The sequence below is a fragment of the Flavobacterium hauense genome (assembly GCF_054457175.1).
This window is the reverse complement of record NZ_JBTKVX010000010.1, coordinates 57,385-83,686: the sequence shown is the minus strand read 5'-3', so window position 1 is coordinate 83,686 and position 26,302 is coordinate 57,385. Positions and strand designations below refer to the sequence as shown.

Sequence of the window (26,302 nt, the reverse complement as noted above, 5' to 3'; positions counted from 1 at the left end):
TTTTGGATAAAATCTAAAGAGGTTTATTTTTTATACTCTTTCACTCCGGCTTTAACCTCTACAGCGATATCATTCTGTGGTGGTGGTATTGGGCATGAATAAGTATGGTTATATGCACAATACGGATTATAAGCCGTATTGAAATCAATTTGAATTGTTTCACCTTCAGGCTGCTGCAAATCGATGTACCTGCCTCCTGCATAGCTCCCGTTACCCGATGTATAATCTGTAAACGGAAGGAATAAGTGCTTCTTGTATTCTTCCCTTTTTACAAGATCGATATTTTGGAAAACATCCAGTTTGCATTCCTTTCCCTGAAGTAGAAAATACACCTCGCCAAATTTTACATACATCGGCTTGCGATCGGTAGTCGTTGGCATGGCAAAAGGTTTTTCATTGGGGGTACTTACAAATTTAGCCGTTATGCAATAGGCCATATCTACAGGATAAAAATCCAATGATTTGAATTTTTTCAGATCCTTTTTGGTAAGCGGCGATTCAGCCGAATCGGCATATTCTTTATTCAGCTGCTGCTGATATGCCAGGGAATTATCTTTAGAGCATTCCTGTGAACATGCAGAAGAAACTGAAAGAATTGTTATTGCAGTAATTAAGCTTAAATAGTATCTTTTCATGATATTGATAAATGGATCTGAAGTCAGTCAACACAAAAATAGCATTATAAATTAAAGATTTATACATCATTTTGCCACGAGCATATCATTAACATTTGTAAATTTGTTGGAAACCGATCCTTTCTCATGCTTCAGCAAGCTTTTACCCGCTACATCAATAACTTTCGTGGTTTTTCACGGGAGGTATGGATTCTTGCCATTATAACTTTCATCAACCGTGCAGGCACAATGGTGTTCCCTTTTCTGTCAAAGTACCTTAAAGAAGACCTGCATTTTTCGTATAGCCAGGTGGGATGGATCATGGTTTGCTTTGGCACCGGCTCCATGCTGGGTTCATGGATAGGAGGTAAACTATCAGATAAGATAGGATTTTATAAAGTGATGGTATTCAGCATGATTGCAAGTGGATCATCATTCTTTATTATACAGTACATAACCACGTTTCCGGGCTTGTGTATTGCCATGTTCAGTATTATGGTAATAGCTGATATGTTCCGCCCTGCCATGTTTGTATCTTTAGGTACCTACTCTAAACCAGAGAACCGAACACGTGCATTTACCCTTGTCCGCCTTGCTATAAATTTTGGATTTATGGCGGGTCCTGCATTGGGCGGACTCATAATATTAGGTATAGGGTACAAAGGTTTGTTTTGGGCCGATGGCGCATCATGCATAATTTCCATACTTATCTTTATGTTTTTGGTTAAAGAAAAAGAAAGAGTAAGACCGGAATTGCTTCCTGTAGAAGATATGCAAAACACGCGAACTATAGCTAATGACAAACTCTACTGGGTTTTCTTATTTTGCAGTTTTGTTACGGCTACGGTATTTTTTCAGCTTTTCTCTACCCTCCCGCTCTATCACAGGGAACAGTATGGCTTAAGTGAATTTCATACCGGTTTATTGATGTCATTTAATGGACTACTGGTTTTACTATGCGAAATGCCAATTGTAGGCTATGTGGAGCGCAAGGGAATCCAGAAGATAAAAGTAGTAGCATTAGGTGCCTTTTTTATGGGGCTTAGCTTCTTCGCGCTTTTGTTTGAGGGTTGGGTAGGCACTCTTGTTATCAGCATGATCATTATTTCTTATGCTGAGATGTTCAATTTTCCATTCTCCAATGGGTTTGCCATGAACCGTGCTCCACGCGGTCGCGAAGGGCAATACATGGCCTACTATACGATGATGTTTAGCCTGGCTCATATTGTAAGTGGAAAAACCGGGTTATCAATAATTGAATACTACAAACCCAATGGATACACAGCTAACTGGATCTTTATGGGAAGCCTTGCACTACTTGCAACATGCTCATTATTATTTCTTCATAAAAAGCTCCTGAAAGAGAATACATAAAACTTTTTCTTAAGCATCTCACAATAAAAAAACTAACATTTTAGTTATATAACTACAAAAATAGTTGTGTAACTAAAAAAATAGTTTTAAGTTTGGATTACTAAACAAGATGTGATGCAAAAGTTAACCAACAAAGAAGAGGAGATCATGCATATATTATGGAAGCTTGAAAAAGCTTTTGTAAAAGATGTGCTAACAGAAATTGAGGATGATAAGCCTCATTACAACACACTTTCTACAATTATACGCAACCTTGAAGAGAAAGGCTACGTAAGCCACAATGCTTATGGAAACACCCATCAGTACTTTCCCGTTGTAACCAAGGAAGAATACAGAAAAGGTTTTATGAACAATGCGATTGAGAGTTACTTTAATAACTCATACAAGAGCATGATCTCCTTTTTTGCCAAAGAGGAGAAGATTAGCGCTACCGAGCTTCGTGAAATCCTGGACATGATTGAAAAAAAGGAATGATATGGAAAGCCTGATTATATACATCGCTAAAGCTTCAGGACTGCTCGCGGTCTTTTTTATCGCTTACCATATCCTGTTAAGGAAAGAAACCTTCTTTAGCTCAAACCGTGGATTTCTTATTGCCGGACTATTCACCTCTACCCTGCTTCCATTAGCAGAGTACACTAAAACTGTATTAATCGAACCGGTACAGCAGGCATATCAACAGCCCATCTCTGCCGAACAACTACAGCAACTTATTATGATGCAAAAGTTCGTTGCAAAACCTGAGTCTTTTAGTATTAACTGGTACTATATCGCATTGGTAGTATATGCAATTGGAGTATTGTTCTTTTTAACGCGCTTTATAATGGATTTCCTTTCGATCAGGCGTATACTGAAAGGCAATAAAATAACCAAAGAAGGCCGATTCAGGCTTATAGATTCTGAAAAGGTCCAATCACCCTTTTCTTTCTTTAATTATATTGTTTACAACTCGGCAGTGCTGCAGCCTGAAGAGCTTGAAAGCATTATGAGCCACGAAAAAGTGCACAGCAACCAAAGACATTCGGCAGATATGATCATCAGTCAGCTGTTTTGCATTGCTTTTTGGTTCAATCCATTTATGTGGCTTTATAAAAAAGCCATATCTCAAAATCTGGAGTTCATTGCCGATGCCGTTGCCATAAAGCAGCTAAACGACAAAAAAGCTTACCAGAGAACCCTGCTGAAAATTACTATTCAGCCGGAATGCATCGCAATCACTAATCATTTTTATCAATCATTAATCAAAAAACGAATCGTTATGTTAAACAAAAAACAGTCTAAAAGACGAAATTCATGGAAGTATGGAATAGTGCTTCCTGCGCTTGCCGCATTTATTTTTCTTTTCCAGGTAAAAGTTGTTGCACAGGAAAAAAACTCTGCTGTAACTACCTCGTCGGAAGAAAAAACAAAGATGTCAATAACCATTGACAAAGATGCTACTGATGACGAACTAAAAGAAGGAGTTACAGTTTTTAAAGAAGAATTTGATGCAGATGTTACGTATAGCGATCTTAAAAGAAATGCATCCGGAGAAATCACATCCATCAAAATAAATGTAAAAGACAAAACCAACACCAGGGATTTTGTAATGAGTGGTAATGGACCTATAAGACCATTCTCTGTTGAAATTGAAAAAAGCAGCGGCACAGCTGAAAACACAATATCATTTGGCAATCCCTCACAAAATCATGTAACAGCAGATAAAATAAGTGTGTCAACCGCTGTAAATGCTGTTCCTGCAAAAAATGCTATAATAAATACATCCACTTCAACCTCTACAAACACCGGTACCGGTTCAGTGAGTGGAGCAAATTTAAATATCAGCAAAGGCTCCCTCGTTATTGTAAACGGTGTTTTGCAAAAAGAAAATGAAAACGACAATCTAAAGCAGCTTCAATTGCCAAAAGGACAGGCAATAAGCAATATGAAAGTGCTTTCCCCAAAAGAAGCTAAAAAGAAATATGGCAAGCCCGGGAAAAATGGTGCTGTAGAAATAGATACAAAGCAAGCTCCTATGAATTATACCTATGCCTTTGGCAACGATGGGGATGCTATGAATTTAAAGCTTAACATGCCCGATATGGATAACTTAATGGCTATTGCAGCTAACGGTGTCAATGTAGGGATGGATGCTGTAGCTAATATAGACTGGCAATCACAAATAGCTTTTGAAGGTATTACTGAAGAGGAAAGAAGAGAAATTCAGGAAGAGCTGAAAAAGGCTCATGCAGAAATACAACAAGCCATGAAAGAGCTTAAAATCGATATGAGCAGAGAGTCACTTGGTAAGGAGTCTAAAGACCAGGAAATGAAGCAGGCTATGAAACAAATGGAGCAGGCTAAACTACAAATGAAAGAAGCCCAAAAGCAACTTGAAGAAGCTCAGAAAGAAGTCCAGCAAGCGCAAAAAGAAATGGATAAGAAAAAAGCACTAAGCAAAAAATCATAATAATTTGAGTTAATTATCTGATTCAACTATGCTGTCAGGCGTAAACTGCCTGGCAGCTAAATTACCCAACACCAACTAAATCTACCGATTATGATAAGCATTTTTATATACCTCGCAAAAGCTTCGGTACTTATCAGCCTGTTTTTCATAGCTTATTACCTGCTTCTTAAAAAAGAAACTTTTTTCATCTCAATACGTTCCTTTTTGCTTGCCGGTATTTTAACCGCTTTCATAGTACCACTTATAACCTATACAAAAACAGTATGGGTTACGCCTCAGCCATTGCCCGAAATGATAAGTTCCGGTAATGTGATTGTACAAACAAATACAATTACAGAAAATCCTGTATTCGAACTGAACTGGTCGGATATTGCAATAGGCTTGTATGTAATCGGAGTAGTTTTCTTTTTAGGGAGATTGTTTATCGACATTCTGAAAATATATAAATTACTTACATCTCAAAAAGCGGTAAAAGAAGGTAAATACAAATTTATCAATTCTGATGTTGTTACCTCTCCGTTTTCATTTTTCAATTACATTGTTTACAACGCATCGTTACTTCAGCCGGAAGAGTTGGCCACCATTATCGTCCATGAAAAGGTACATAGCAGGCAGCTACATTCGCTGGATATGATTATAAGTCAGCTGGCATGTGTATTCCTTTGGTTTTGTCCTTTTGCCTGGCTGTATAAAAAACAAATTGCTCAAAACCTTGAATTTATAGCCGATGCGGAAGCCGTTAAATCAATCCCTGACAGTAAAATATATCAAAAAACATTATTAAAAATAACGCTTCAGCCGGAGTGTATTGCAATCACCAATCATTTTTATCAATCATTAATCAAAAAACGAATCATTATGTTAAACAAGCAACAGTCTAAAAAGCGCAACTTCTGGAAGTTCGCCGTTGTACTGCCTGCCCTTGCAGCTTTTATCTACCTGTACCAGGTGGAGGTTATAGCTAAGGAGAAAAAACAGTTAGTAGAAAGATCTATTACTGTAATTCCTGAGAATACAACCTTACAAACGAATGATATTGCTGTGGGAAGCGAATTATCCTATCCTCTTGCAACTGTATTTGTTGTAGACAAGGACATGACAGAAGCAACAATGAAGCAAAGAAAACAAATGTATAAAGACCTCTTTGATGCAGATGTGTATTTTGAAAACATCAAACGCAACAAAAACAATGAAATTTTTGAGATCAAGGTTTCTGTAAAAGATAAAAAGCATATTAAAGCATATCCTGTGTATGAAGTTATTAGTGATGATGATGAGCCTATACATTCATTTACACTAAATATTGAAAAAGAAACAGCAGTTGCTGACAACGTAATATATTTTACCAGTAAAAATGGTTCGGGGGCAACCACAACTTTTAATAAACCTGAGCCAAAAGAATCTAAAAAAGACCTTAACGAGTATGTTGAAAACGCCATGAAAAAAGAAAAAAAGCTAGTCGTAATCAATGGCGTGGTTCAAACAGAAGACAATATCGTATTTAAAGACAAAAAGGAAATCAGTATAATTGAACTTTCAGGTGAGGAAGCCGTGAAAAAATATGGTAATATAGCTAAAAACGGCGCTTTGGAATTTATAACGTCAGACTTTGATCCTGAATCAGAAGACAGAAAAACTATAGTGACAAGCACAACTACCACAAAAATTAATACTGACATAAACACCAGCATTACCGACAATGTAAAGCAAATGAATGCAAGTCCTTACAGAACAGTCACAGTAACTACCCTGCGTGACGATGATGGGAATCTGATCGCTAATGATGGTAAAAGCCTTTACTTTGTTATCAATAGCACAACAACAGATATTCAGCTTAACAACTATAAAGAAGATCTTGAAAAAGGTGGGATTTCAGTTAGCTATTCTGATATAAAACGAAACAGCACCGGAAAAATAATAGCCATAAAAATTAGCCTGTCTGATAACAATGCTAAGTCAAAAGCATCAGGGTCATGGGATGTGAAAAAAAGTGACCAGGCAATACCTGATATTTATATTGGTAAAATAAAAGGAAAGCTTACAGTGTCTGCTACAAAATAGCCAGACTTAATATAATCTTAAAGGCTGCCCGATTGAGGCAGCCTTTTTATATATTTGATATACAAAAAAATACAGTTATGTTTAAACTCCTTGCAAAACTGAATCACTGGCTGTTGCCAAACTACACAAAAGAACAGCTTGACCTGAGCAGCGCTACAAAACTACAAAAGGCCATTATCGCCTGGAAATATTATGTAACCACACGCGCTTTGGATTAATATACTAATGGTGAATATACTTCGCGATTACCCAACTTATCCCTGCCATTAAGAAAAGATAATTCCATTAAGAAATTACATTGCACAATTTCGCCTCCTAATTTTTCTACCAACTCACATACAGCTGCGGCAGTTCCTCCCGTTGCCAATACATCATCATGTATAAGAATGCGATCTCCCGGCTTAATAGCATCGGTATGTACTTCCAGACAATCAGTGCCGTATTCAAGCGCATAAGAAGCTGAAATGGTCTCGAACGGCAGTTTGTTAGGTTTACGAACAGGTACAAACCCGGCATTTAGCTCATATGCCAGCAAAGTGGCAAAAAAGAATCCCCTGCTTTCCACTCCTACCACCTTGTCGATTTTACGATCACGAAGATTATTCAGCAGTAAAGCCATGCATTCACGTACTGCTTTTGGGTTTGCAAGCAATGGAGTTATATCTTTAAAGATAATTCCTTCTTTCGGAAAATCCTGAATGTCACGTATATACTGATTAAGCGTCATTTTTTTGTGTTTTTTTATTCGTTTAGGCTTGCAAGTTAAGCAAAATCCCGTATATTTGCACCCGAATTAAGGCCTCGTGGCGCAACTGAATAGCGCATCTGATTACGGCTCAGAAGGTTACTGGTTTGAATCCAGTCGAGGTCACAAGTACTAAAAGTCAAACTTTATCTAAAAGCTTATTAAGTCCAGTAAACACTGGATTTGGTAAGCTTTTTTACTTATTCCCAAACGTTTGTAAAAAAGATAAAAATGATGACTATAAACCCCGCATATGTTACGCAGCTTGTTACGCAGAAAATTATTATGTCAGTAAACACAAGCTTTAAAATTAGAAAGGACCTTACCTTGAAAAATGGTTCAACCCCAATATATCTTGATGTTACCGGTAACGGTGGCCGTAAGATGATAAATCTTGAATTGCATGTAGATCCAAAGTACTGGATTGCTGATACGCAAAGTGCCAAACCAATTGACCAGGCACACCGTGATTTAAATCTCGTACTGGATCATGTCAGGTCACGTATTTCAGATATAAAAATTAAATACAGGCTGAACAATACGAACCTTACGCCGGGTATCTTAAAGGAAGAATTGATCCAGGGCAACCACAGGGTTAATTTTGTTTCCTATATGAAGTTTAAAATCAATGAAGATAAGCGACTGAGCAAAGGGACTATTAAAAGATATACAGCTGTAGCCAATAACCTGGACCGCTACAAGCCTGAAATTCTTTTTACAGATATCACCGCAAAATTTATTACCAAATACCGTAATAACATGATAGGAGAAGGTAAAAAGATAACAACGGTTAACAGCAACATCATTGCCATCAAAAGATATCTGAAGCTCGCAAAAAAAGATGGGATTCATATTCAGTTGGATCTCGAAGATGTACAGGGGGGTATTACGACTGGCAACAGGGTATCATTAAATCCTGCTGAGCTAAGAACATTAACCAAATACTATTTCGACCGTAAGATTGATCCTAAGAAGCAGCTCACACTTGGTTATTTCTTATTCTCATGCATGACCGGCTTAAGGATTTCAGATGTAATGCAGTTAAACAGGAATCAGCTTATTTACAAAGACATTGCTTTTAAGAATATAAAAACGACCAAGGATCAAACAGTGGCACTTAATAAAATGGCCAAGAAAATTGTAGATTTCAACCCTAACTTATTCCTGGTTAAACACACTGATCAGGACATGAATAGAGACCTGAAGCGAATAATAAAAAACAATCGCATACAAAAAAAGGTGAGTTTCCACGTGGCAAGACACACCTTTGCAACAAACTTTCTTAGAATGGGTGGCCAGCTGCAGCACTTGCAAAAATTACTGAACCACTCTAAAATTGAAACCACAATGATTTACGTTCACATCCTTGCGGATGAAGCGAACGCCGAAATTCATAAACTCGACGATATGTTTAAAGATTATGGTTTCAATCTCGAGATTGAATATTAAATCACTGTAGCAGCTCAGTCACAATTTCGACTTCAAACAGATCCGGTGACACTTCAGTTTTCTGAAGTGTCTTTACCTGATGAATTTTGCCATAGGCATGAACCCTACTTTTGGCAGTAAGATTCATTATTTCTTCATAATATGCCAGAAAAGTCCATGTAAAGGATTCAGCATTGATCCTTGAAGTTAACCATTGAGCATAACTTTCCTGATATAGATTTGGAATCAACCATCTATCGGAAGAAACGCTTAAATTTACACCACCCTGAAGGCCTTTGTAAGTAACGAGATAAGGCTTGTTTTTATCGTTATCAAATCCATGAGCAGACTGTACACCATTCCTGAATAACAAAGGCAATGGCAGTGCATTCAGAACTATCTCAATTGTTTTCTCATCTTTATTAATATCTACAGTTGAAAAACCATCAGCATTTTGAAAGACAGCAGTAAACTTATATTCTTCAGAATTAACATCCTGATATTGCAGCAGCCATGAAGCCCCTTTTGTAAAAGTTATTTTAGGGTATTTTACCTGCTTCAATGATAAATCATTGATTTCTGAATCATATATCTGTTTATTGATATAATTTACCCATACCTCTTTTGTAACAATGTCGGTAGTTATATCCATCAACTTAGCTGATAGTACAAATTTGACCAGATCACCAAAGAGCATATCCGGAACCGCCCTGATAAGATCCACTTTATTTTCGTTCCTGATAGTCGGTATTGCTTCTCCGGATTCGTCATGCAATCGGATTGGATTTACACTGAGGTCAAAAATAATATCTTCTTCGTTATACCCTGCAAAATATGTCAGCCTTAAATAATCATCCTGAAAATCGGCCAATGTTTCAAAAACCACATCAACATTCAGTACTACAAAATCTTTGAACCTTACATTTGCCCAATTGTAAATACGGGTATTTCTATAATAAATTTCAACACGTCCATAATGAGTATCCTTCGTCCTTACAAATACAGATCCAACTATTCTGTACTTCCCCGGATGGGCAATATCAAAGATATGATCATAAGACATACTTCGGCCATCATCAACATTTGCTATAGCATCATAATCAGTAGAAGGAACTGTAATCTGTATGCTCTCCTGGGTTTCATTTAGGAAGTATTCTACATCAGCATAAATTAAAGTTTCCTTGAGATCCTGGTCCTGAAGTATATCTCCCTTTAATTCATAACCTGCATCCAAAAATCCTGTTTTTAAAACATATAATAAATACGGCAGTGGTTGTATAATATTCCTGTTGTAGGTTATGTCCTCTTCTGTATCAACAGTATTCCTTAGAAAAGCACCTGCTCTATAATTGTTGATGATCTTCTCAAAAGCAGCCCAGGTATCACTATCCTCTGTTTCAATTTTATCGATATGGATCTGTGGGAAGTTATAATTAACAGCTGGCCATGACTGAGCAATTATTCCTGCAGCATGAATATATATATCTGTTACCGGTACCTTGATCAGTGGCAGTTCTGCCAGTTTCTTGACAAAGTTCGGAAAGTCTTCAAGTCCATACCGTACACTGGCCGATAATTCCTTTTCCGATTCTTCAATTTCCAAAACAGCTTTTTCCATTATATTATTATGCACATAGATCCCCTCAAACAGTGTCTTTTTATTGGCTGAATTGTAATTACTTAAAAAACCAAAAGCAATATCAAGCTCATCAGTTAGTGGCAACGTAAAAGGATAACTATATTTAGCGAAATAATTACCCGAGAACCAGGGATTCTCGGCATTATCTGTCATCTTTAATTTGCTAAGGTCAATCTGAAAATCAGAATGAATAAATTTCCTCATTATACTTTCTGTTTATTTGAAATTCAATGTCATAAGATATCGTATCGTCGTCATCATTAACGGTAATAATCGATTTTTGAATTGGCACAAGATTAATTACCCTACCATTTACAATCAGAATTGCGCGTTTAGAATCACAAAGACTCTCAACCGATGGGATATCGCTTTTTAAAATAAAACCTGTGCTTATAGTCAATGTGTTAACCTTGGTGCTATCAATTTTTGACAACACGTCGACCAGGTTATCAGTGTATAAAGCTGTTCGATTATCAAAATCTGATTTTATTTTCAGGGTTTTTCCTGTAAATTCCATTGAAGCTTTAAGCTTATACTCATTTTCCCAAACTATCATGTTAGAGTTGTAGCCATCAGGAAATACTTTTAATATTTTGATAGCAGTTCCACTAAGAAACGAGCTAAAACGGTATTCAAATATATCTCCCGGTTTCGCGTCTAAACTTTGCAAATCAACTAACAAGCTTTTAACACCTGCAGTTTCGGAACGTGTAGCAGTTCTACCCTCATCGATATTTTCACCATTCTTATAGATTGTTACACTGTAGTTGGTCGGAGAAAATAAATTGATATAGTAAATTGATGACGAAGTTACTCGTGATGCTTCTTGGTTCATGTCAAGGATACAGAGTTTAGAATCAGAATCAGGCTTTAATCCTGCAACGAACTTTAGCCCATTAATTGCATACTGATTCTGTACTCCAATATCATCAAAACTTCTTTCTGTAAACTCAAGATCAACATCTGCAGGCCTGTATTGAATTCCCTGTACATGTACAAAATCATTCATTCTGTTCATTAATTTGTCAACTGTAAGTCCAATGTTTAAATTTTGTTTTCTTTGGAAAAGTGGCACCTTCAGTGGAATTACAAAGGTTTTTGGCAGATACGTATAAAAATCATAGGTTGTAACACGCATCACAACATCATAGTAGCAGTTATCTTCTAAGGATGAAAACTCTAAGCTATTATTATCCTTAGTGAAACAGGTTTCACCGGCCAAATAAGGATTCTTTATTTTACCAATGATATTATACTGTAAGTCTATGGTTCCCAATAAGGAATTGTCAGACACTTTTCTAATTTCAATCACTCCAAAGTATTCACCTTCTGCCATATTATCCGCAGACATGACCCCAATTGATATGTTTTTCATCAATGATCCTGTTGAAGGACTGACAATACACCATGCAGGCCCGGACAATTTATAATTACCCGCGAAATTCATTGCAACAACCTGAGCAGGTGCCGATGTAATTCCTTTGTAGGCCATATACTTCAGATTGTCTTTTGAAAGGAATAACCCTCCAGATGTAACAAATGTTACTGTAATTGGTAGATCCATCATGTTACCATTTACATCGAGGGTGAGGTGTATAGGATTCTCAATGATATCTTCCGGAACAATTGAACTAAGCGCTATAAGGTATATAGTTCTTGTACCGATGCCGACTATTTGTGTTGTACCATCGGGAAGAGGGGTAACCGTTGTAAATGGTACATTTGAAAAAGTAAAGCTCTGCGGACAGATTAGCATCCAGTTAGGTGCTGTAATAGTTAACGATTTTTGGAGAGTTTCTGTTACTCCCAATGTCCAGACATAATCAAAAGATGTGGCACTAAGAATAGGAACCGAAGCAGCATAAACCCTAACTTTAACTGTAAAGATCTTTTCTGACAATATACGCCTTCCTGAAATCCCAAACTTATTACCGGATATCTGAAGATATGTGAAATAATTATAAGTTCCTGGAGGAAGGATATGAAGGTTCTGAAAAGTAAAATGCATTTCCCCTTCAAGTCCATTTACATATTCGTGATATTCTGTATTACCGGTATAAAACTCACCGCTCATTACAACACAAATTGGTAATCCGGAATCTTTAACAAATGCCCTGTACTTGAAATCTGAAAAGTAGGTAAACTCACCAGTTCCAATCACATCTTTAAAGATAGTATTCACATCTATTGCAGAGGGCATCGCCTGTCCTTGATAATAATCTATAGAAATTGAATCAGGCTGAAGCAACCAATCCTGGAATACAGGTGTACTCGTTGTTTCTACATTTGACTGAGGGCTGCTTAATGGTATATCTGGCATATTTAAAGTAGTATTGGATTAATAGCTCCAGCTCGTTGCACCTGGATATTATTGTATGTAATTGCAAAAAGGTCGGCAATTGGTTCAAACCATATTTCAATAAACAGGTTATCAAAATAAAACAGTGTTCTTTCCTTAAAGAGGGTAACTCCGTTATTTGGCCATACCCTTGGCAATTCCTTTTGCACAAATTCGTAGATCTCAGACAATGGCGTAATAAATACAATATTATTACATGGAGCCGGTGGTGTTTCATTTTGATGTATATAAGCAGCTCTACCCGTAAGGGGGATTTTAAATGGCAGTGCTTCAATACTTGGCAGGCCTCTCATGAGCTCGTAATACATCCTGTCGATAATTGCATTAACTGCAGGATCTTGGAACACTTTTTTTTCAACGTACTTTGTCATTAGTTTTGGGCTTTAGATTTTGATTTGGTGATTTTTTCCATTTCATCCATCATTTTTTTTAGGTCACGTGGATCTCGATTGAAGTAAGCGATAACGCCTTCATCAATTAACATTTGCATAACTGCAGTATTATTAGCGATGATGGAATACAGCTGATCATTTGATACAGCTGTAGGTGTTCCGGTACTCTGACCTGCAGGAACCTGGTATTGTGGTTTAGTAATATTATCATTGTAATAACCACCTTCAAAACCTTTGATACGTCGCAGCTCTCTCTCGAGAGCATAACGCGTCTCCGGAGAAAGGTCACGATATGCTTTACTATCGATGATCATTTCTGGCCCGTTCTCACCGGCAAGGAAATATGTCGGCTTATTTACCATTCCCGACTTGGTTCTGCCACCGTAGGAAGATTTGAAAACTTTACCATCCTGTTCCCTTTGCACATACTCCGGATACAAACCTTTTTCATATCCACGTGCAGGTAAAGGTTGTTTTGCTATAGTAGCAATCTGAAGCGCACCTGCAGCTGCAGCCATAGCGGCAAAGATGAAACTCATCGGGGGAAGCATTCCAAGCGCTGCCGTCACACCTCGGGCTGTATTAATTGTTGCATCAACAATCGCCATCCTTTTTTGCCTCTTGGCCTGACGGTATTCCATTTCAGCTTTTTTAACCTCCAGCTCGGCATCCATTTGCTCAAGACGCTTTTTATACTGTGACTGGTTAATATAACCATTATCTAACTGCCATTTAAGCTTTCTCTTTTTAGCATCAGAAGATCTTTCGTAGTTTCTTAATTGGGCATTCTCACTAGCGGTAACATAATTGTTGTAGGCTCCCCAAATATTTTGAAGGCCGGACACAACCATATTCATAGCAGCAAGCTTCTCAGATAATGTAGTAAGATGTGAAAAAGTCTGTTCCCAGTCAGCTGCAGTAAATCCTAAAATATCAGTGCCGCCAAAAACCCCTGACAAAGCATTTTTCACATCACCTTTAGCATTCTGACCCTGAAGCTCTGCCTTTGCTTTTAAAATTTCGGATATTTTAAGCTTAAGATCCGCTATATCTTTTTCTAGTGCCTTTTTGTCTTCAGGTGATAACCTGGCCAGATCTATGCCTGTATTTTTATCTGCCAATACATCAAGCTTTTGCCCAAGAAGCTTTTCTAAATGCTCCTTTTGTCTATCAAGCTCTGCCTTATCAAACTTTTTTTGGAGCTCATCCTTTGCAACAGCATCAGATCCTAATGCAGCCAGCTCGTAATTATGAGCTGTTTTTCTGGCCATCGACTCTAATTCATAGGCATCCTGAAGATCATTTATTTTTTTCTCTGCTGCCTTCTGCTCTATAGCTGCCAGTTTAAACTTATGTTTGGCATATTCAAGCTCAACCAGGTTATTTATATGTACATTTTTTTCTACCCATACATTCATCTGCCTGGTCCAGTAATCCACATCCTGTTTAGAACTCTTAGGATTTTCAATTTTATCCATCGCGCTATCGATATCTGAATCTGATATCAGCTGCTTCTTGAGATCCTGCAGTTTTCTACGGTGATTTTCGTTCTCAAGTACTTCCTCTTTATCAAAGCCATCTTCAAGCAGCGATAACCTGTCATCAATGGCCTGTCTTTCCAAATCCTGAAGATCTTCGAGCTGCTTTTTAATATCCTTCATACGGTCAGCATGAATTTTAGCAGCATCCTTAGCAGCTTTCTTACCTGCTTTTTCCGCAGCTGCATCAGGAATATATAGACCTTTGGTCAAAGGTGATTCTGTAGGCTCTGAAGACTGCAGGCCAATTAGTATATCCAAAGCTTTTTGTTCAGCTGTTATATCCTGGACAAGTTCATTATATTGCTGAGATCCTTTTTTAAGCGATTGCAGTTTTTTATTAGAGTTTGCAATGATCTTTTGATACTTAGTAATTTCCTTGTTCTTTTGGGAATCTATAGCTTCTAACTGATGGTTGATCAATTCGCCGGCTTCCTGCTGTTCTTCAATTTCCAGTTGGATCTGTTTCTTATTCCTGCTTCCAAGGCCAAATATTAAACCGTCATCACCACCACCTAAAGCACCCTCATTCTTATTGGCTTTTTTCTCAAGAGATAATCCAAGCACCTTGTTTTCATTTTCAAGCTGCTGCTCCATCAATTTAGATTTTACACTCACCAGGGCTTTCGCTCTGGCCAACTGATCAATTGATTTAGTGTACCTATCAATAAGACGGGTACCTTCAGCAGTTAGAATATTTTCGGCAGTAAGATTATCCAGGTATCCATCACCTATTTTTTTAAGCTGAGTAAGCGCTTCCTGTTTTTGTCTGTGCGATGCATTTTCATCTTTCATTATCGCAACGAGCTCCTCAATCTTCGATTTAGTTTTTGCTGTCTGATCTGCTACGATTTTCATTACCTCTGACTGGGCTTTAATTATCTCTGCAGATTTGTCAGCCTCATTGCCAAACGCAATGAATGCAGCTACCACAGCTCCAATAATTGCCAGTAAAGCTCCAAAAGGATTTATTCCCATTGCAACGGTTAATGCCTGGTACGCGAGCCTTACTTTACCAATATTAAAGGATAACAACGCTTTGGCCAGGGCAAGGCCTTTAGTAGCAATTTCCTGTGCTACCAGCATTGCATACTGAACCTTAAATACTATATTGGATAACGCAGTAGCCTTACCAAGGTTATTACTCCATAAAGTCGCCAATTTGGCTCCTGCAGTATAAGATAAAAGGGAAGCTACAACAATCGAAAGTATCTTAGCAGTAAAAACAAGTGTATTACGAAGCATGTTCATCGCTCCATCACTGTCTTCTACAGCTCCAATTAATTTAGCCAGGCCATTAACTGCAGATTCTAGGAAAGCTACAACCGAATCAGATGTAAACCATCCAACAACCTTTTTCTTCAGTCTCTCAAGAGTTGCAGCAAGGTTATTATTCTTCAGGTCATATTCTGTAGTAAGGGATGTAGCATCAGACATTGATTGTCCTGCAAGATCTATTTTCTCCCTGAAAAGGTCAACATTAGCAGATGCTGCACCAAGAACCATCTTAACCTCATTATCATTAAGCTTAAGATAATCCAGAACCTGGGCAAGCTGAGTTGCATCAAGATCTTTTAACGCTCCGGCAAACTGAAAGAAAAACTCTGTCGGATCTGTGTTGATTAATTTCTCAAGCTCAGCACGTGGCCTTTGCAATACCGTTGAGAAAGCTCCGATATCCCTTGCTGCAATAGAAATTACTTTACCATAGTTATTACCGGCAATCTCTGCCTTAAGTCCGGACTCTTCAAATGCAGCTGCCAATCCAAGTGCCTGTTGTATGGATGGTTTAAGCGCACCGGGCAAAGCTCCTACCCTTGTGACAAACTCTGCCATATTATCTTCCGATGCTGCACCACTAGCGCCAAGGTCATTCAGCGCAGAACCCACGCTCTCAAACGAGGATTCAACATCACTATTCTTCAGCTCATCATAAAGGCCTTTTATACGGCCAAGTTTTTCGGCTACCACTTCAGGCCCACCCTCGAAAGAATCTCCAAGAGCTACAGCCGATTTATCCATTACCTTAACAAAGTCCTTGATCTCTTCCTTGGCAATACCCAAACGCCCTCCCACTTCGGCAATTCCTAAGAGCTCAATCCTGCCGGTTCTGGTCTTGAGTAATCCAAATGATTTTGTAAGCTCATCGACCTCCCTTCTGGTCATACCGGTGGTCTTCTGCACATTCGTTTGCGCATCAGCCAGTTTTCCGTTATAATCGATTACTTTTTGTATTGAAAGCACTACTCCGGTCAGGCCGGCGATAACAGATGCGCCCAGGGCAGCAAACCTGTTAAAGCGATCTGCCATAGCGCCAATTGAAAAACCCGATTCTTTACCGTTGTTTTTCAGCTCAGCAAGCCTTTCATTGATCTGCTTAAGTTCAGCATCAAATTTTTTAAAATCTTCAGAACCGGGAACGAGGTTACGCAATGCCATCTTTAAGTGAAACGCCTTATCGCTAAGCTGTTTCATCGTCAGTCCGGTTATACCTATCTGATTTTGCAGCTCGGCCATCTTGGTTTTATTTTCCTTGATGGTTGCATTATTTTCCCTTATTGTCTTGGTAAGGGTTTTATATTCTTCAGTTTCCTGCTTGTTAGCTTTTTCCAGGCGTTTTTTTTGAAGACCAAGCTCTTTGTTGGTTTCATTTAATTTGCGGGTAGACTTTTCCAGATCAAACAGTTCTTTTTGTGCCTGGTTACCGTCAATTAAAATAGAGAGCTTTATCTGTTCGTCGGAAATCTTCTTTGCCATGATATGGGATTTTCCCAAAATTGGCAATTGCCTCTACGATACATTGTAATATGAAAAAAGCCCCAATCAGGGGCTTTTTTTAAACTACTTTATAGAATAATTTCTCACTGACATTAAAATCAATCAGTATCATTTCATCATCGTCGATGAGTCTCAGTATATCATCCCGTTTCATCCAAAGGCACTCAGGTTCTATCTCTGCATTAAGCTGGGTCTTTAATGGGACTTTGTTCCGGTATAAACCTTCACAGCCCAAATTTTCAATTATCTCATCAAAGCTTAATTTCCCCGACAGGTACCATTCAAGTGAACCTGAATTATAGAAAATCTTACTACCGGTATCCTTAAACTCAAGTAATAAAGGTCTGAATCCTATCGGATAATTTGCTTCAAGTGACAGCTGATCCTTTACTACCATAGCCAAAGTATGGTCATGGTAGACTACCGCTAATTCCCCTGGGAACCAAACGGTAATTGTAGTAGGCGAATCCATGCATTAGACTGCTAAGGATGGTAAGAAGGCAGGAGAGGTCATGGAATGGCGCTGAAGCGTTTTAAGGATATCCTTAAAGATCGCTACTTCGACATGTGCTTTTTGTCGTGCTTCACGATCATCAGCCCATTCGCTGTTGATGTAAGCATTGTAAATGTGTTCGAGAATCTCTAAATGGTCGGCAGGTTCGCCTGACTGCAACAAATTTTCAATGTTGCTTCTTACGTCAAGCCAAAAATCGACTTGCTTTTGTTCACTGTTGTTTCGCATATCTGAAGTGATTTAAAAGACCCAGCGGTAGAGGCTGCGAAACAACAGAATTTTACTTCAGCTAGGAGTTGAGCTCCTACTCTACCGTGGGATATTGTTAATGATAGTTTTAATGGAATCATAAGTAAAATTATTAATGTTGTTTCGCACTACAAATATACATATTTATCATTAAAAAAACCTGCCGAAGCAGGTTTGATTTATGAATTTGATGCGACTACAAATATGATCGCAATTATTATTGATAGAATTACCAGGTTCAAAAAGAAAATCAATGTTCTGTCAATTGATTTTAAATGGTCAGATGATTTTCTTTGGTGATAGGTATTCAATTCCATCAATTCCCTATCTGTAAACGGTTTTAAGCTTTCTATGTAGCCATCTTTTTCAGTCTGTTTCATATTATTGCTTCTTTCTTAATAAGTAATGATACACATTTTGGCCAGAGAACTCAGCTGCATATGCTGAAATGAATTCATAACCATTTTCGCCCATAAAATTTAAAGCATCAATCATTGAATTAAATTCAAGCTTGTTACCTGATGCATCTTTAACGAGTTGTTCCTTTCCACCAGAAAAAAAACCTGTTTTTTGACCAAAATCTAATTGAATATTTAATTTAGTTGACATCATTTTGGAGGTACCTACAATCTGTACGTATTCCACTTTAATATCCTTTATAGGAACATCGTTCACAGTTTGACAATATGCAATAGGAGCACACAGCAGCAGAGCTGCAATAAGTAGTTTTTTCATAATTAAGATTGGTTTGACTTTTAAACTGGAAGTAAATGTAGGAATTTTTACAAACATAGGCATCCCCATTAATGGGTATAAAAAAACCCTCCGAAGAGGGTAATGTTTTAACTAACGCATTGTAAAAAGTCGAGATTCAAAGATACAAAATTTATTGTTCCAGCTGTCGCATTTCTTCTTTTACTGCATCGGTAAACCCGAACTTCATTTGACGGATAATATTATTGTAATGACCGTAAACAATACGGTTATGTATAGGGTGCGATTTCTTTTTATGTTTTGCCATACCAACACTTATACGCTTCATATCTACAAAACGAACCTTTAGCAGCTGAGAGTATTCAAGAGCCGTTTCACTGGCCACAAACGAACGCCCGGATCTCCAGTCCTGATTGCTGAATCCATGACTATCCATATATTTTATCTGGGCAAGGTTTATGTCCTGTGATTCTTCAGACATAACGCGCTTGATAAAACGCCCCTCCAGAACTTCATTTAAATGCTTTTCCTGATCAGTCATTCTTTTCTATTCGGATTACCTCGAGCTGCAGCAGCACCTCAATCATTTTACCCAGTGTAGGAACACGATCGGGGTTTTTCCAGTGTGATACAGCCTCAATCTTAACATTAAGCTTCTTATAAATTCCTCTCTCACTGATAGCCTTGAAAAATTCTTCCTTGATTTCTTCCGGTGACATACTTTAATTTTTGACCAAGATACAAAACATTTACAAATTGGCAGGGTTAAGGATTGGATTTCATCGTAATTTGTACATACCAGCCATTACAGCCGTTCAGCGCCTTAACGGGATCTACCCGAACAGAACTTTCATCGAGCCATGCGAGGAACCCGCAGAACAATCCTGTATTATCAGACTTATCCATTATGAGCTTGTTTACAAATCGCCTAGCCACATTCTGAGTCCTATCAAAAATATCTAAGTACCCATCATGATCATGTTGGGAATAATCGGTTTTCTCGAGAAAATAAAACCCTGTTGTATTTATCCACTGGGCGTTATCCTGGCTGCCATCCATGCCATGCCCGGGAACAAGCGATAGCATTAAGGTGTTCTCTTCAGATGTATGATCATTAAGGAACTTCACGAGCTCTTCAGACGTGACTACAACTACATGTTTTTTAATCGCCGGAATAGCAGCCATAACATCGGCCGAATATTCCTTGAGTTGGTTTACTGTTAGCATTAATAATCCGAAGATGAAGATGAACTATCATAAGAAGAACCCGAGTCGTAGCAGCTACCGCTGTCATAACTGCTGCCACTATCGTAGCTGCTGTGATGTTCATGAATTGAATGTCCTGAAGATCCTGAATCAGGTTCCCAGCTCGCACCGGCACCTCCACCACTGAAACCTCCACCACCAAAACCGCCATCAAATCCCCTGTGATGCTCGACTGTAGTATCTGGAAGCATACCAAAGTCAATACCAAACTGTGTAAATTTTTCCGACGCATTAGGATCTATACCAAAACAGTCAACAGGAAAATCCAGCTTATCCTGCATTCGCAAAATTTCATTCTTATTTTTCTCATCTAATTTGCTTTGCAAATTAGACATTGCAGTATTTGTTTTCTCTCTTAGATGGTCATGAAACTTACGATAATCAAATTCTGGATTTAATTGAATGTTTTTATTTTCAATTGCGCGCCTGCGTAATTCTTTTGATCGATCTATTTCCCATTTCGCTTCAGTAAACAGATCCTTTTTTTCAGGAATTTCTCTATATGAGAATAGATCCCACAACCATTGGAAGGTAAAAAATCGAATTAGCTTTTTCATTTTGTTTTGGTTTTATCATTAAGTTTATAATCGAGATCCTTTTTCTTACTGTCATACAGGCGAACCATGACCTCCCACATATTTGCTTTGTTAACACCCTCCATATTGCCAAATTCGCCACTCTCAGCAAGCGCAAAGGCAACACTATCCATTCCAAGCCCCGGAACAGCTTCGAGCCTGGTATCACCATCGGAGTTAAAGAGGATTGACAGATCAAGATCTTTACCTCCCCATGGGATCAACGCAGTACTAAGATACTTCTGGAAACTGGCAAACAATAAAAAGAAACCATATACAAAACCAACAGGCGCATATTTAAGACCTTCAGCCCGTGTATCTACGGTCTTAGAATTGTACGGTTCCCTGATATCACCATCATATCCAGGCAAGCTTTTTTTAAAATAGTGGAATTTCTTTTTAGGCCTGTAAAAGATAGCAGCAAGTATATATAACAGATTGGTGTTACCGGTTGCAGAGAAGTCCAGGAACAGGCGAAGCCCGTCCCTGTATTCCCCAAAGGTTACGTTCATAAAGCTGTCTGCAGGACCATAATAGGTTTTCCATAATGGCTTAAAGGATGGTACCGGATTATGTATGTATTCCTGCTTTATAACTTTACGCCCGTCCTGGTCTTCAAAAAATGAATCTATAAGAAGCGACAGCTGGTAGACGTTAGACCATTTAGCTTCTTCGTCCAAAATAAACAGCTTCTTTTTGCTCTGCTCCATGTTTAGCAGCTTATATACAGCCTGAGCCCTCAGATCAAAATAGCTCAGTTCACCGGCCTGAAACCTGAAAATAAGCTCACACATATCCATATACTGGATCTTGTCGCACTCTGACAAGTCATGCGGGATATATAGCTTCTTATTTAATTCAGGTATTTCTATGCAACGCATAGCTCTAGCTTTTCATTAATTGTAATGCCTACTCGTTTCATCTCGTCACCAAACCTGCCAATTACCTGTTGGCGGCTTTCCTCGTCACTTTTTACATCACGGGGTATATATTTAGAATTTGCATCAACCTTAAGGTATTTGCGCATATACTTCTTAATCTGAATCTTTAGTATAATGCGGTCAACCTCCTGATCCGTAACCGCTTTGTTCAATCGCTTATGAAAGCCATTGAACTTAATGTACTTCCTGAAGTACCATAATCTGTAAAAAAGTTGAACTAATGCTGTTTTTAGAATTTTCATGGTTAAGTAGATATAAAGTTATCTCCAGATATAAAATCCGGATCTAATGGTTCGTCTGTTTCCTGTTCTGCAGGTGGCGATAGAAGATCTTCTATCTTTTTAACAACTACACTGGCATCTGAAGCAAATGCCAGGCGTGCAGCTTCAGGTTCTATATTCACTGAAGGGAGTTTGCCCTTGGTTGTCATACGATCTGATGTGTAGGCTTGAAGAACACCCTCCGGAAAGAGCTGCACCGATAGACGCATCATTGCCCAGGAGAGCGAATAATATACACAGGCTTCTTTAACCAGATTAAGCAGCTTCTTTTCATCTGCAGACAGATCGCTGCCATCTTTGACCTTCCCTTTTAGCTCTTCAAATTTATCAGTCCCAAGCCTAGGCAAAATCTCATTCTGTTCACATTGCCTAATACCCGGTTCCAGCTTCAATAGCATTAGCCTGGACTCAATCCTGAAGAAGTCATTAAATTCATCAGTTGTGCGAATAAATAATGAATGAGATTTCTTGTAGGCATCTGATTCTTTCCACTCTTCAACGTTCTCATCTAGGTATTCAATTAGATCATCCAGCGCTCTGTAGTACCTGCGCTCGAGGTTTTCATTATCCCTGTCGAGCATCCATTCAAATGCCTGTTTTTCGTTGGTGTCACTACGCATCTTACGCCCATTGGAGGTATGCGCAATATCATTACTTGGCGCAAGTAGCATATACGCTCTAATAGCTATGGGATACCTGGTATTATAAAGCAGATCCAACTCATCTTCATCGGTACTTGAATCGGTATAGATATCTATAACCTTATCGTAAACCTCTTTTCCCATCAACTTTACCACCTCCTTAGTTGCTGAAGTGACATCCGATTTTATCTTTTCAAATTTAATATCGGCATCTATGAAGCCTAACAAGGCCTTTAATTCAGTACTGCCGTTAGTACCTGATTTAGCAAATAATAATTTCATTACGCAGCCTGGTTATTGATTGATCTTTTACTTGGAGAGATATCCTGTTCCTTTTCCGGTTGTATGTGATAGAATCCAAGCTTAAGGCCTGAGCCAGGGAAATTAGCTTTGATTGCATAATTGATGGATTTTAGTACAATCATTTCAGGGATATCTACACCGGTGGCCATATAGTTCTTAAGCGCATAGATCTGTTCAGAGCCACTATCTGCCTTACCACCATCATTTACATTACCCAAAGCACCATGTAACCCAATACCGGCAGATACAGCCCTGTCCGCGCGCTCAGATATGAGTATCTGTGATTCAACAAAATCTTTTATTTTCTGGTCGATTACCTTAATCTCCCATCCATGCTCAAGTATATTGGTACCATCTACAGTAAGTGTCTTGGAAGTATGCCAATACTTACCGGTATTTTCTTCACCTGATAGTATTTCAGAAATGCTCGTTAGCATTTTTTGTTTGTACTGATCTAGGTATTTCGATTTATACGGGATTGCTCTTTTAGTACAATTTTCCTTAATATCTTTTTCCGCCTTATCCCACCATGCTTGAGGCGATATCACGTGATATTTTAAGTTGATGCTATTCTTTGAAAGAGCTTTAAGAATAAGAGGAATAGCAGTAGATCTGTGAAGCCATTCCAATGAGCCATATAAGTCCGGAACAGTATAATAGTCTGTACAGAAGCTATACATATTAGAATAGTGAACTGAGTTCCTGCTTTTAAATGGATTTCTGAAGTCGAACAGATCATACACCTTTGGTGCCAATATCGAATTGATGTGATTAAAGCCCCAATCTGTCACGATACCATGAGTAGGGTTCTTAGATGTAGTAAGGCTATCCTTATGTGTTGCCAGCCTGAACTTATCTGAAGGAACATGCTCAAGCCTGCTTATCCAGTTCTTACCGATCCTTGACCCACGAGATAGTTCAAATCTGGTAGAGACCCCCTCCATGTGATGATAGTCCACACAGCAGCTTAGTATGTATGATTCAGCATCCCAATCCTCTAGCCATGCCTGTATCTCAGGATTATCCTGCCATTCCTTAACTAACTTACCATCCTTGAATACTTCCTTGAATAGCTTAGGACCAGAACCCCAAAGAAGCTGAGTCTTTTTCTTTAAAATCCCTGGAGCTATATAGTTGTTCTGAACTACCTCTCTGATTACATTCGGCAGATCATTGTTACTGCCAAATGGGTGCACAACATAATCCCCTAAGAAGTTAGTGCGAGAGCTCCAGTCTAAACTGTGGTTCCTTGTCCTTGATTCGTTGAACTCTCTTGGTGTTTCAGCAGCTACCTGATAGGTAAACGCTACCTGTTCATTACTTACTATGGCATCCTGCCCTACATACTCTACATGCATACGCTATGGTTTGACTGTGTATCCGTTAAACATCATTAGTAATGGTAAGTAGAAGAAACGGTCAACACCTCCTTTGCTATGGTCACTGTATGCTACAAGAAGCTGTGCCTTGTCGCTCTGGTCGTTTCTCAAGCCTAACCTGAACAGGGCTCGAGGTACTTCTTTGTAACCATTCGATGAGTTCTTACTTGAGTTGTAAGAATAGAACCCAAAAGAGAATGGCACACCAGCATCGCTCAGCTGTCGCATGCGCTTGATAGCTTGGTATGGTGTTATCGTTGGTGCACTTGCCATATAATGCAATACTACATAGGCATTATAACAATGGTTGTGATATGAGAAACACCAGCAAAACAAGGACATCCCAAGGGATCACGTATTGGTGTGGGGGTGCCACGGCACTTGCCACGGTGTCATATTTCCCCCATTTTTCCCCGATGGCAAGTGCAAACACGATTCTTAGCGGGGCGGTATACGGAAGCATTAAAACATCAACAAGCAGCACCCGAAAAGGGTTTGTTTGTTGATTTTGTGATACTTACGAGTTTTCGCTTTTTAAAAAGAGTTAATTCCAGATTAAATAATTTGGCAACTTTGCCTATTTAAAATCGTTCTTAATTGCTCTCAATAGTGATGTTTTTTGCAAAAAAACATTGCCAATTTGGCTATATTTTGTATCTTTAAGTATTGATAATCAAAACAATAATACAATATGACAACAAAAGCAAGTGCCGAAACCGCACCTAAAAACACAGATGTAAAAGCACCGCAAATTGGTAAAAACCTACCCAACGAGGGAGAAAAGTTAATTAATGCACTTTTAACCCCTACAGCTGAACAACGTATTAAAAGCCTTAAGAATTTAAAATTGCTAACTGAAAGATTTGAGTTCCTTAAAACCAAAGAAGATGAATTGAATACTTTCTGCGTATCAAGTGACAGCACACAGGAAAAAATAAAATTAACCAACGGTAGCGGATTCATTTTTACAATAAGCAATTCGCAGGTTATAGAGGATGTTATCGCCCTAATCAGTAAGCATATTTCAACCAAAATTAGCCATACTGAAAAGGAGATAATCGAATTTCCTATTTAAGTAAAAAAGACATTGCCCACAGTTGGAGCTGTGGGCAATTATTGATAACCAAATAAATACACGCCATGAAAGCATATACAAATTTAGAAGCCGAAAATACATCAATTAAAACAAGTGAACAAGTAAAAGCAATACTCCTTGAAAAAGGATTTTCAAAATATTTTAACTGGGCAGATTATCAGTATTTTAAAAGTCAATGCCAAAACGCATTTAATAAAGCTGTTGCAATTGCTGAACTTTTCATACTTGACAATAACGATAATACCTCGGACTACCATGACTACATTTATTAATAAAGTAAGGAAACTAAAAGTTTCTGCCGTGATGGTTCGAGGAAGATGGACAAAAAGTATAAAGCCAAAACTTACACTTTCAGGCGATTGGATGAAAGAGGCAGGTTTTACAGTAGGCTCACAAATACAAATTGAAGTTCTTAACGGAACATTGATTTTAAAGAAGGTTACAAATGAATTTCACAGTTAAAACCTTCGACCCTAAAAAACAAATAATATCTGCAAATTCATTTTATATACAATCTAAAGGCTATAATTCAGGACGACCATTACGAGAACCTAAAGTTAACAGCTGGCTGATTGAAACCGATATAGAATTTGCATATGAAATTCTAACCGTTTTATGGCTTTCAAAATATTTTCATCCCCATCTATGCGGTAGTGTAATCCCATTTCTTAAAATAAGAGATTTTAAAAAATTGGTAAATCCTGTTTTTCGTGCATCTACAAAAATTAACTTCAAAGCACACTTTCAAACGCTTCAGGGAATCGAGGAACTTATTACCAATACTCAAACAAAGCTTAAACTTATAAATTCACTCAAAATTAGCACCGCTAATCAATTATTAAAAGAGTTGAGTCCATTTAAATAACTTATAAAAAAACGCCCATTACAGGCGTTTTTAAAAATTTCTCGCGCTACGCGCTCGGCTGTCGGAAGGTTTCTTCAAAATATATTCCTGGCTACATTCTT

General features: G+C 38.2%; 28 protein-coding genes and 1 tRNA gene. 11 read left to right on the top strand and 18 right to left on the bottom strand.

The window, feature by feature from the left end:
• Nucleotides 1–23 precede the first annotated feature (23 nt).
• The gene (locus ACX0HA_RS09115) at nt 24–635 is read right to left on the bottom strand and encodes a DUF1684 domain-containing protein (RefSeq protein ID WP_458844962.1); all 612 of its coding nucleotides are present in this window, start codon (nt 633–635) and stop codon (nt 24–26) included.
• 126 nt (nt 636–761) lie between these two features.
• Here ACX0HA_RS09115 and ACX0HA_RS09110 point away from each other — a divergent pair, with 126 nt between their 5' ends.
• The 5 genes from ACX0HA_RS09110 to ACX0HA_RS09090 all read left to right on the top strand — a co-directional run bounded on the left by ACX0HA_RS09110 (nt 762) and on the right by ACX0HA_RS09090 (nt 6,716).
• Nucleotides 762–1,988, top strand: a complete 1,227-nt coding sequence (locus tag ACX0HA_RS09110; protein WP_458844961.1) for an MDR family MFS transporter — start codon at nt 762–764, stop codon at nt 1,986–1,988.
• Nucleotides 1,989–2,102: 114 nt separating this feature from the next.
• Nucleotides 2,103–2,462, top strand: coding sequence for a BlaI/MecI/CopY family transcriptional regulator (locus ACX0HA_RS09105; protein ID WP_458844960.1), 360 nt, complete (start codon nt 2,103–2,105; stop codon nt 2,460–2,462).
• Between the two features lies 1 nt (nt 2,463).
• Nucleotides 2,464–4,437, top strand: coding sequence for a M56 family metallopeptidase (locus ACX0HA_RS09100; RefSeq protein WP_458844959.1), 1,974 nt, complete (start codon nt 2,464–2,466; stop codon nt 4,435–4,437).
• Nucleotides 4,438–4,527: 90 nt separating this feature from the next.
• Nucleotides 4,528–6,498 carry a M56 family metallopeptidase gene (locus tag ACX0HA_RS09095; RefSeq protein ID WP_458844958.1) on the top strand — a complete coding sequence of 657 codons (1,971 nt, stop codon included), beginning with the start codon at nt 4,528–4,530 and terminating at the stop codon, nt 6,496–6,498.
• A gap of 77 nt (nt 6,499–6,575) precedes the next feature.
• The gene (locus tag ACX0HA_RS09090) at nt 6,576–6,716 is read left to right on the top strand and encodes an SsrA-binding protein (protein WP_458844957.1); all 141 of its coding nucleotides are present in this window, start codon (nt 6,576–6,578) and stop codon (nt 6,714–6,716) included.
• Here the strand turns inward: ACX0HA_RS09090 and ACX0HA_RS09085 are convergent.
• Nucleotides 6,713–7,225, bottom strand: a complete 513-nt coding sequence (locus tag ACX0HA_RS09085) for an adenine phosphoribosyltransferase (protein WP_458844956.1) — start codon at nt 7,223–7,225, stop codon at nt 6,713–6,715. The two genes, ACX0HA_RS09090 and ACX0HA_RS09085, sit on opposite strands and share 4 nt — an antisense overlap.
• Before the next feature lie 70 nt (nt 7,226–7,295).
• Here ACX0HA_RS09085 and ACX0HA_RS09080 point away from each other — a divergent pair.
• Both ACX0HA_RS09080 and ACX0HA_RS09075 read left to right on the top strand, forming a co-directional pair.
• Nucleotides 7,296–7,369: transfer RNA gene (locus ACX0HA_RS09080), tRNA-Arg, on the top strand.
• A 105-nt stretch (nt 7,370–7,474) separates the two neighbouring features.
• A complete protein-coding gene (locus ACX0HA_RS09075; protein ID WP_458844955.1) occupies nt 7,475–8,692 on the top strand; it encodes a tyrosine-type recombinase/integrase in 1,218 nt (405 codons plus the stop codon).
• 1 nt (nt 8,693) lies between these two features.
• Here the strand turns inward: ACX0HA_RS09075 and ACX0HA_RS09070 are convergent, their stop codons facing one another.
• The 16 genes from ACX0HA_RS09070 to ACX0HA_RS08995 form a co-directional block, all read right to left on the bottom strand.
• Nucleotides 8,694–10,514 carry a hypothetical protein gene (locus tag ACX0HA_RS09070; RefSeq protein WP_458844954.1) on the bottom strand — a complete coding sequence of 607 codons (1,821 nt, stop codon included), beginning with the start codon at nt 10,512–10,514 and terminating at the stop codon, nt 8,694–8,696.
• Nucleotides 10,492–12,630 (bottom strand): hypothetical protein, encoded by a 2,139-nt coding sequence (locus ACX0HA_RS09065; RefSeq protein WP_458844953.1) that lies wholly within the window; start codon nt 12,628–12,630, stop codon nt 10,492–10,494. Before ACX0HA_RS09065 ends, ACX0HA_RS09070 begins: the two co-directional genes overlap by 23 nt.
• Before the next feature lie 2 nt (nt 12,631–12,632).
• Nucleotides 12,633–13,040 carry a hypothetical protein gene (locus ACX0HA_RS09060; RefSeq protein ID WP_458844952.1) on the bottom strand — a complete coding sequence of 136 codons (408 nt, stop codon included), beginning with the start codon at nt 13,038–13,040 and terminating at the stop codon, nt 12,633–12,635.
• Nucleotides 13,040–17,356, bottom strand: coding sequence for a phage tail tape measure protein (locus ACX0HA_RS09055; protein ID WP_458844951.1), 4,317 nt, complete (start codon nt 17,354–17,356; stop codon nt 13,040–13,042). The genes ACX0HA_RS09060 and ACX0HA_RS09055 overlap by 1 nt, the downstream gene beginning before the upstream one ends.
• Before the next feature lie 79 nt (nt 17,357–17,435).
• Nucleotides 17,436–17,849, bottom strand: coding sequence for a hypothetical protein (locus ACX0HA_RS09050; RefSeq protein WP_458844950.1), 414 nt, complete (start codon nt 17,847–17,849; stop codon nt 17,436–17,438).
• A gap of 3 nt (nt 17,850–17,852) precedes the next feature.
• The gene (locus tag ACX0HA_RS09045; RefSeq protein ID WP_458844949.1) at nt 17,853–18,119 is read right to left on the bottom strand and encodes a hypothetical protein; all 267 of its coding nucleotides are present in this window, start codon (nt 18,117–18,119) and stop codon (nt 17,853–17,855) included.
• Between the two features lie 402 nt (nt 18,120–18,521).
• Nucleotides 18,522–18,875 (bottom strand): hypothetical protein, encoded by a 354-nt coding sequence (locus ACX0HA_RS09040; RefSeq protein ID WP_458844948.1) that lies wholly within the window; start codon nt 18,873–18,875, stop codon nt 18,522–18,524.
• A gap of 151 nt (nt 18,876–19,026) precedes the next feature.
• Nucleotides 19,027–19,395, bottom strand: coding sequence for a hypothetical protein (locus ACX0HA_RS09035; protein WP_458844947.1), 369 nt, complete (start codon nt 19,393–19,395; stop codon nt 19,027–19,029).
• Nucleotides 19,388–19,573: a hypothetical protein gene (locus ACX0HA_RS09030; RefSeq protein ID WP_458844946.1), complete on the bottom strand. Its 186-nt coding sequence runs from the start codon at nt 19,571–19,573 to the stop codon at nt 19,388–19,390. Before ACX0HA_RS09030 ends, ACX0HA_RS09035 begins: the two co-directional genes overlap by 8 nt.
• A 46-nt stretch (nt 19,574–19,619) precedes the next feature.
• The gene (locus ACX0HA_RS09025) at nt 19,620–20,081 is read right to left on the bottom strand and encodes a hypothetical protein (RefSeq protein WP_458844945.1); all 462 of its coding nucleotides are present in this window, start codon (nt 20,079–20,081) and stop codon (nt 19,620–19,622) included.
• Nucleotides 20,081–20,455: a hypothetical protein gene (locus tag ACX0HA_RS09020; protein WP_458844944.1), complete on the bottom strand. Its 375-nt coding sequence runs from the start codon at nt 20,453–20,455 to the stop codon at nt 20,081–20,083. The genes ACX0HA_RS09025 and ACX0HA_RS09020 overlap by 1 nt, the downstream gene beginning before the upstream one ends.
• A gap of 218 nt (nt 20,456–20,673) precedes the next feature.
• On the bottom strand, nt 20,674–21,576 hold the full coding sequence (locus tag ACX0HA_RS09015) for a hypothetical protein (RefSeq protein WP_458844943.1): 903 nt from the start codon (nt 21,574–21,576) through the stop codon (nt 20,674–20,676).
• Nucleotides 21,564–21,878, bottom strand: coding sequence for a hypothetical protein (locus tag ACX0HA_RS09010; RefSeq protein ID WP_458844942.1), 315 nt, complete (start codon nt 21,876–21,878; stop codon nt 21,564–21,566). Before ACX0HA_RS09010 ends, ACX0HA_RS09015 begins: the two co-directional genes overlap by 13 nt.
• A 2-nt stretch (nt 21,879–21,880) precedes the next feature.
• Nucleotides 21,881–22,840 (bottom strand): DUF6712 family protein, encoded by a 960-nt coding sequence (locus ACX0HA_RS09005; RefSeq protein ID WP_458844941.1) that lies wholly within the window; start codon nt 22,838–22,840, stop codon nt 21,881–21,883.
• Nucleotides 22,840–24,219, bottom strand: coding sequence for a hypothetical protein (locus ACX0HA_RS09000; RefSeq protein WP_458844940.1), 1,380 nt, complete (start codon nt 24,217–24,219; stop codon nt 22,840–22,842). Before ACX0HA_RS09000 ends, ACX0HA_RS09005 begins: the two co-directional genes overlap by 1 nt.
• A gap of 3 nt (nt 24,220–24,222) precedes the next feature.
• Nucleotides 24,223–24,513 carry a hypothetical protein gene (locus tag ACX0HA_RS08995; RefSeq protein ID WP_458844939.1) on the bottom strand — a complete coding sequence of 97 codons (291 nt, stop codon included), beginning with the start codon at nt 24,511–24,513 and terminating at the stop codon, nt 24,223–24,225.
• A 418-nt stretch (nt 24,514–24,931) separates the two neighbouring features.
• Between ACX0HA_RS08995 and ACX0HA_RS08990 the strand changes: the two genes are divergently transcribed.
• From ACX0HA_RS08990 to ACX0HA_RS08975, 4 genes are all read left to right on the top strand, one after another.
• On the top strand, nt 24,932–25,315 hold the full coding sequence (locus tag ACX0HA_RS08990) for a hypothetical protein (RefSeq protein ID WP_458844938.1): 384 nt from the start codon (nt 24,932–24,934) through the stop codon (nt 25,313–25,315).
• A 65-nt stretch (nt 25,316–25,380) separates the two neighbouring features.
• Nucleotides 25,381–25,608: a hypothetical protein gene (locus ACX0HA_RS08985; RefSeq protein ID WP_458844937.1), complete on the top strand. Its 228-nt coding sequence runs from the start codon at nt 25,381–25,383 to the stop codon at nt 25,606–25,608.
• Nucleotides 25,592–25,798 (top strand): SymE family type I addiction module toxin, encoded by a 207-nt coding sequence (locus ACX0HA_RS08980; protein WP_458844936.1) that lies wholly within the window; start codon nt 25,592–25,594, stop codon nt 25,796–25,798. Before ACX0HA_RS08985 ends, ACX0HA_RS08980 begins: the two co-directional genes overlap by 17 nt.
• Entirely contained in the window at nt 25,782–26,201 is a 420-nt protein-coding gene (locus ACX0HA_RS08975; protein WP_458844935.1) for a DUF6943 family protein, read from the top strand. Before ACX0HA_RS08980 ends, ACX0HA_RS08975 begins: the two co-directional genes overlap by 17 nt.
• Nucleotides 26,202–26,302 lie beyond the last annotated feature (101 nt).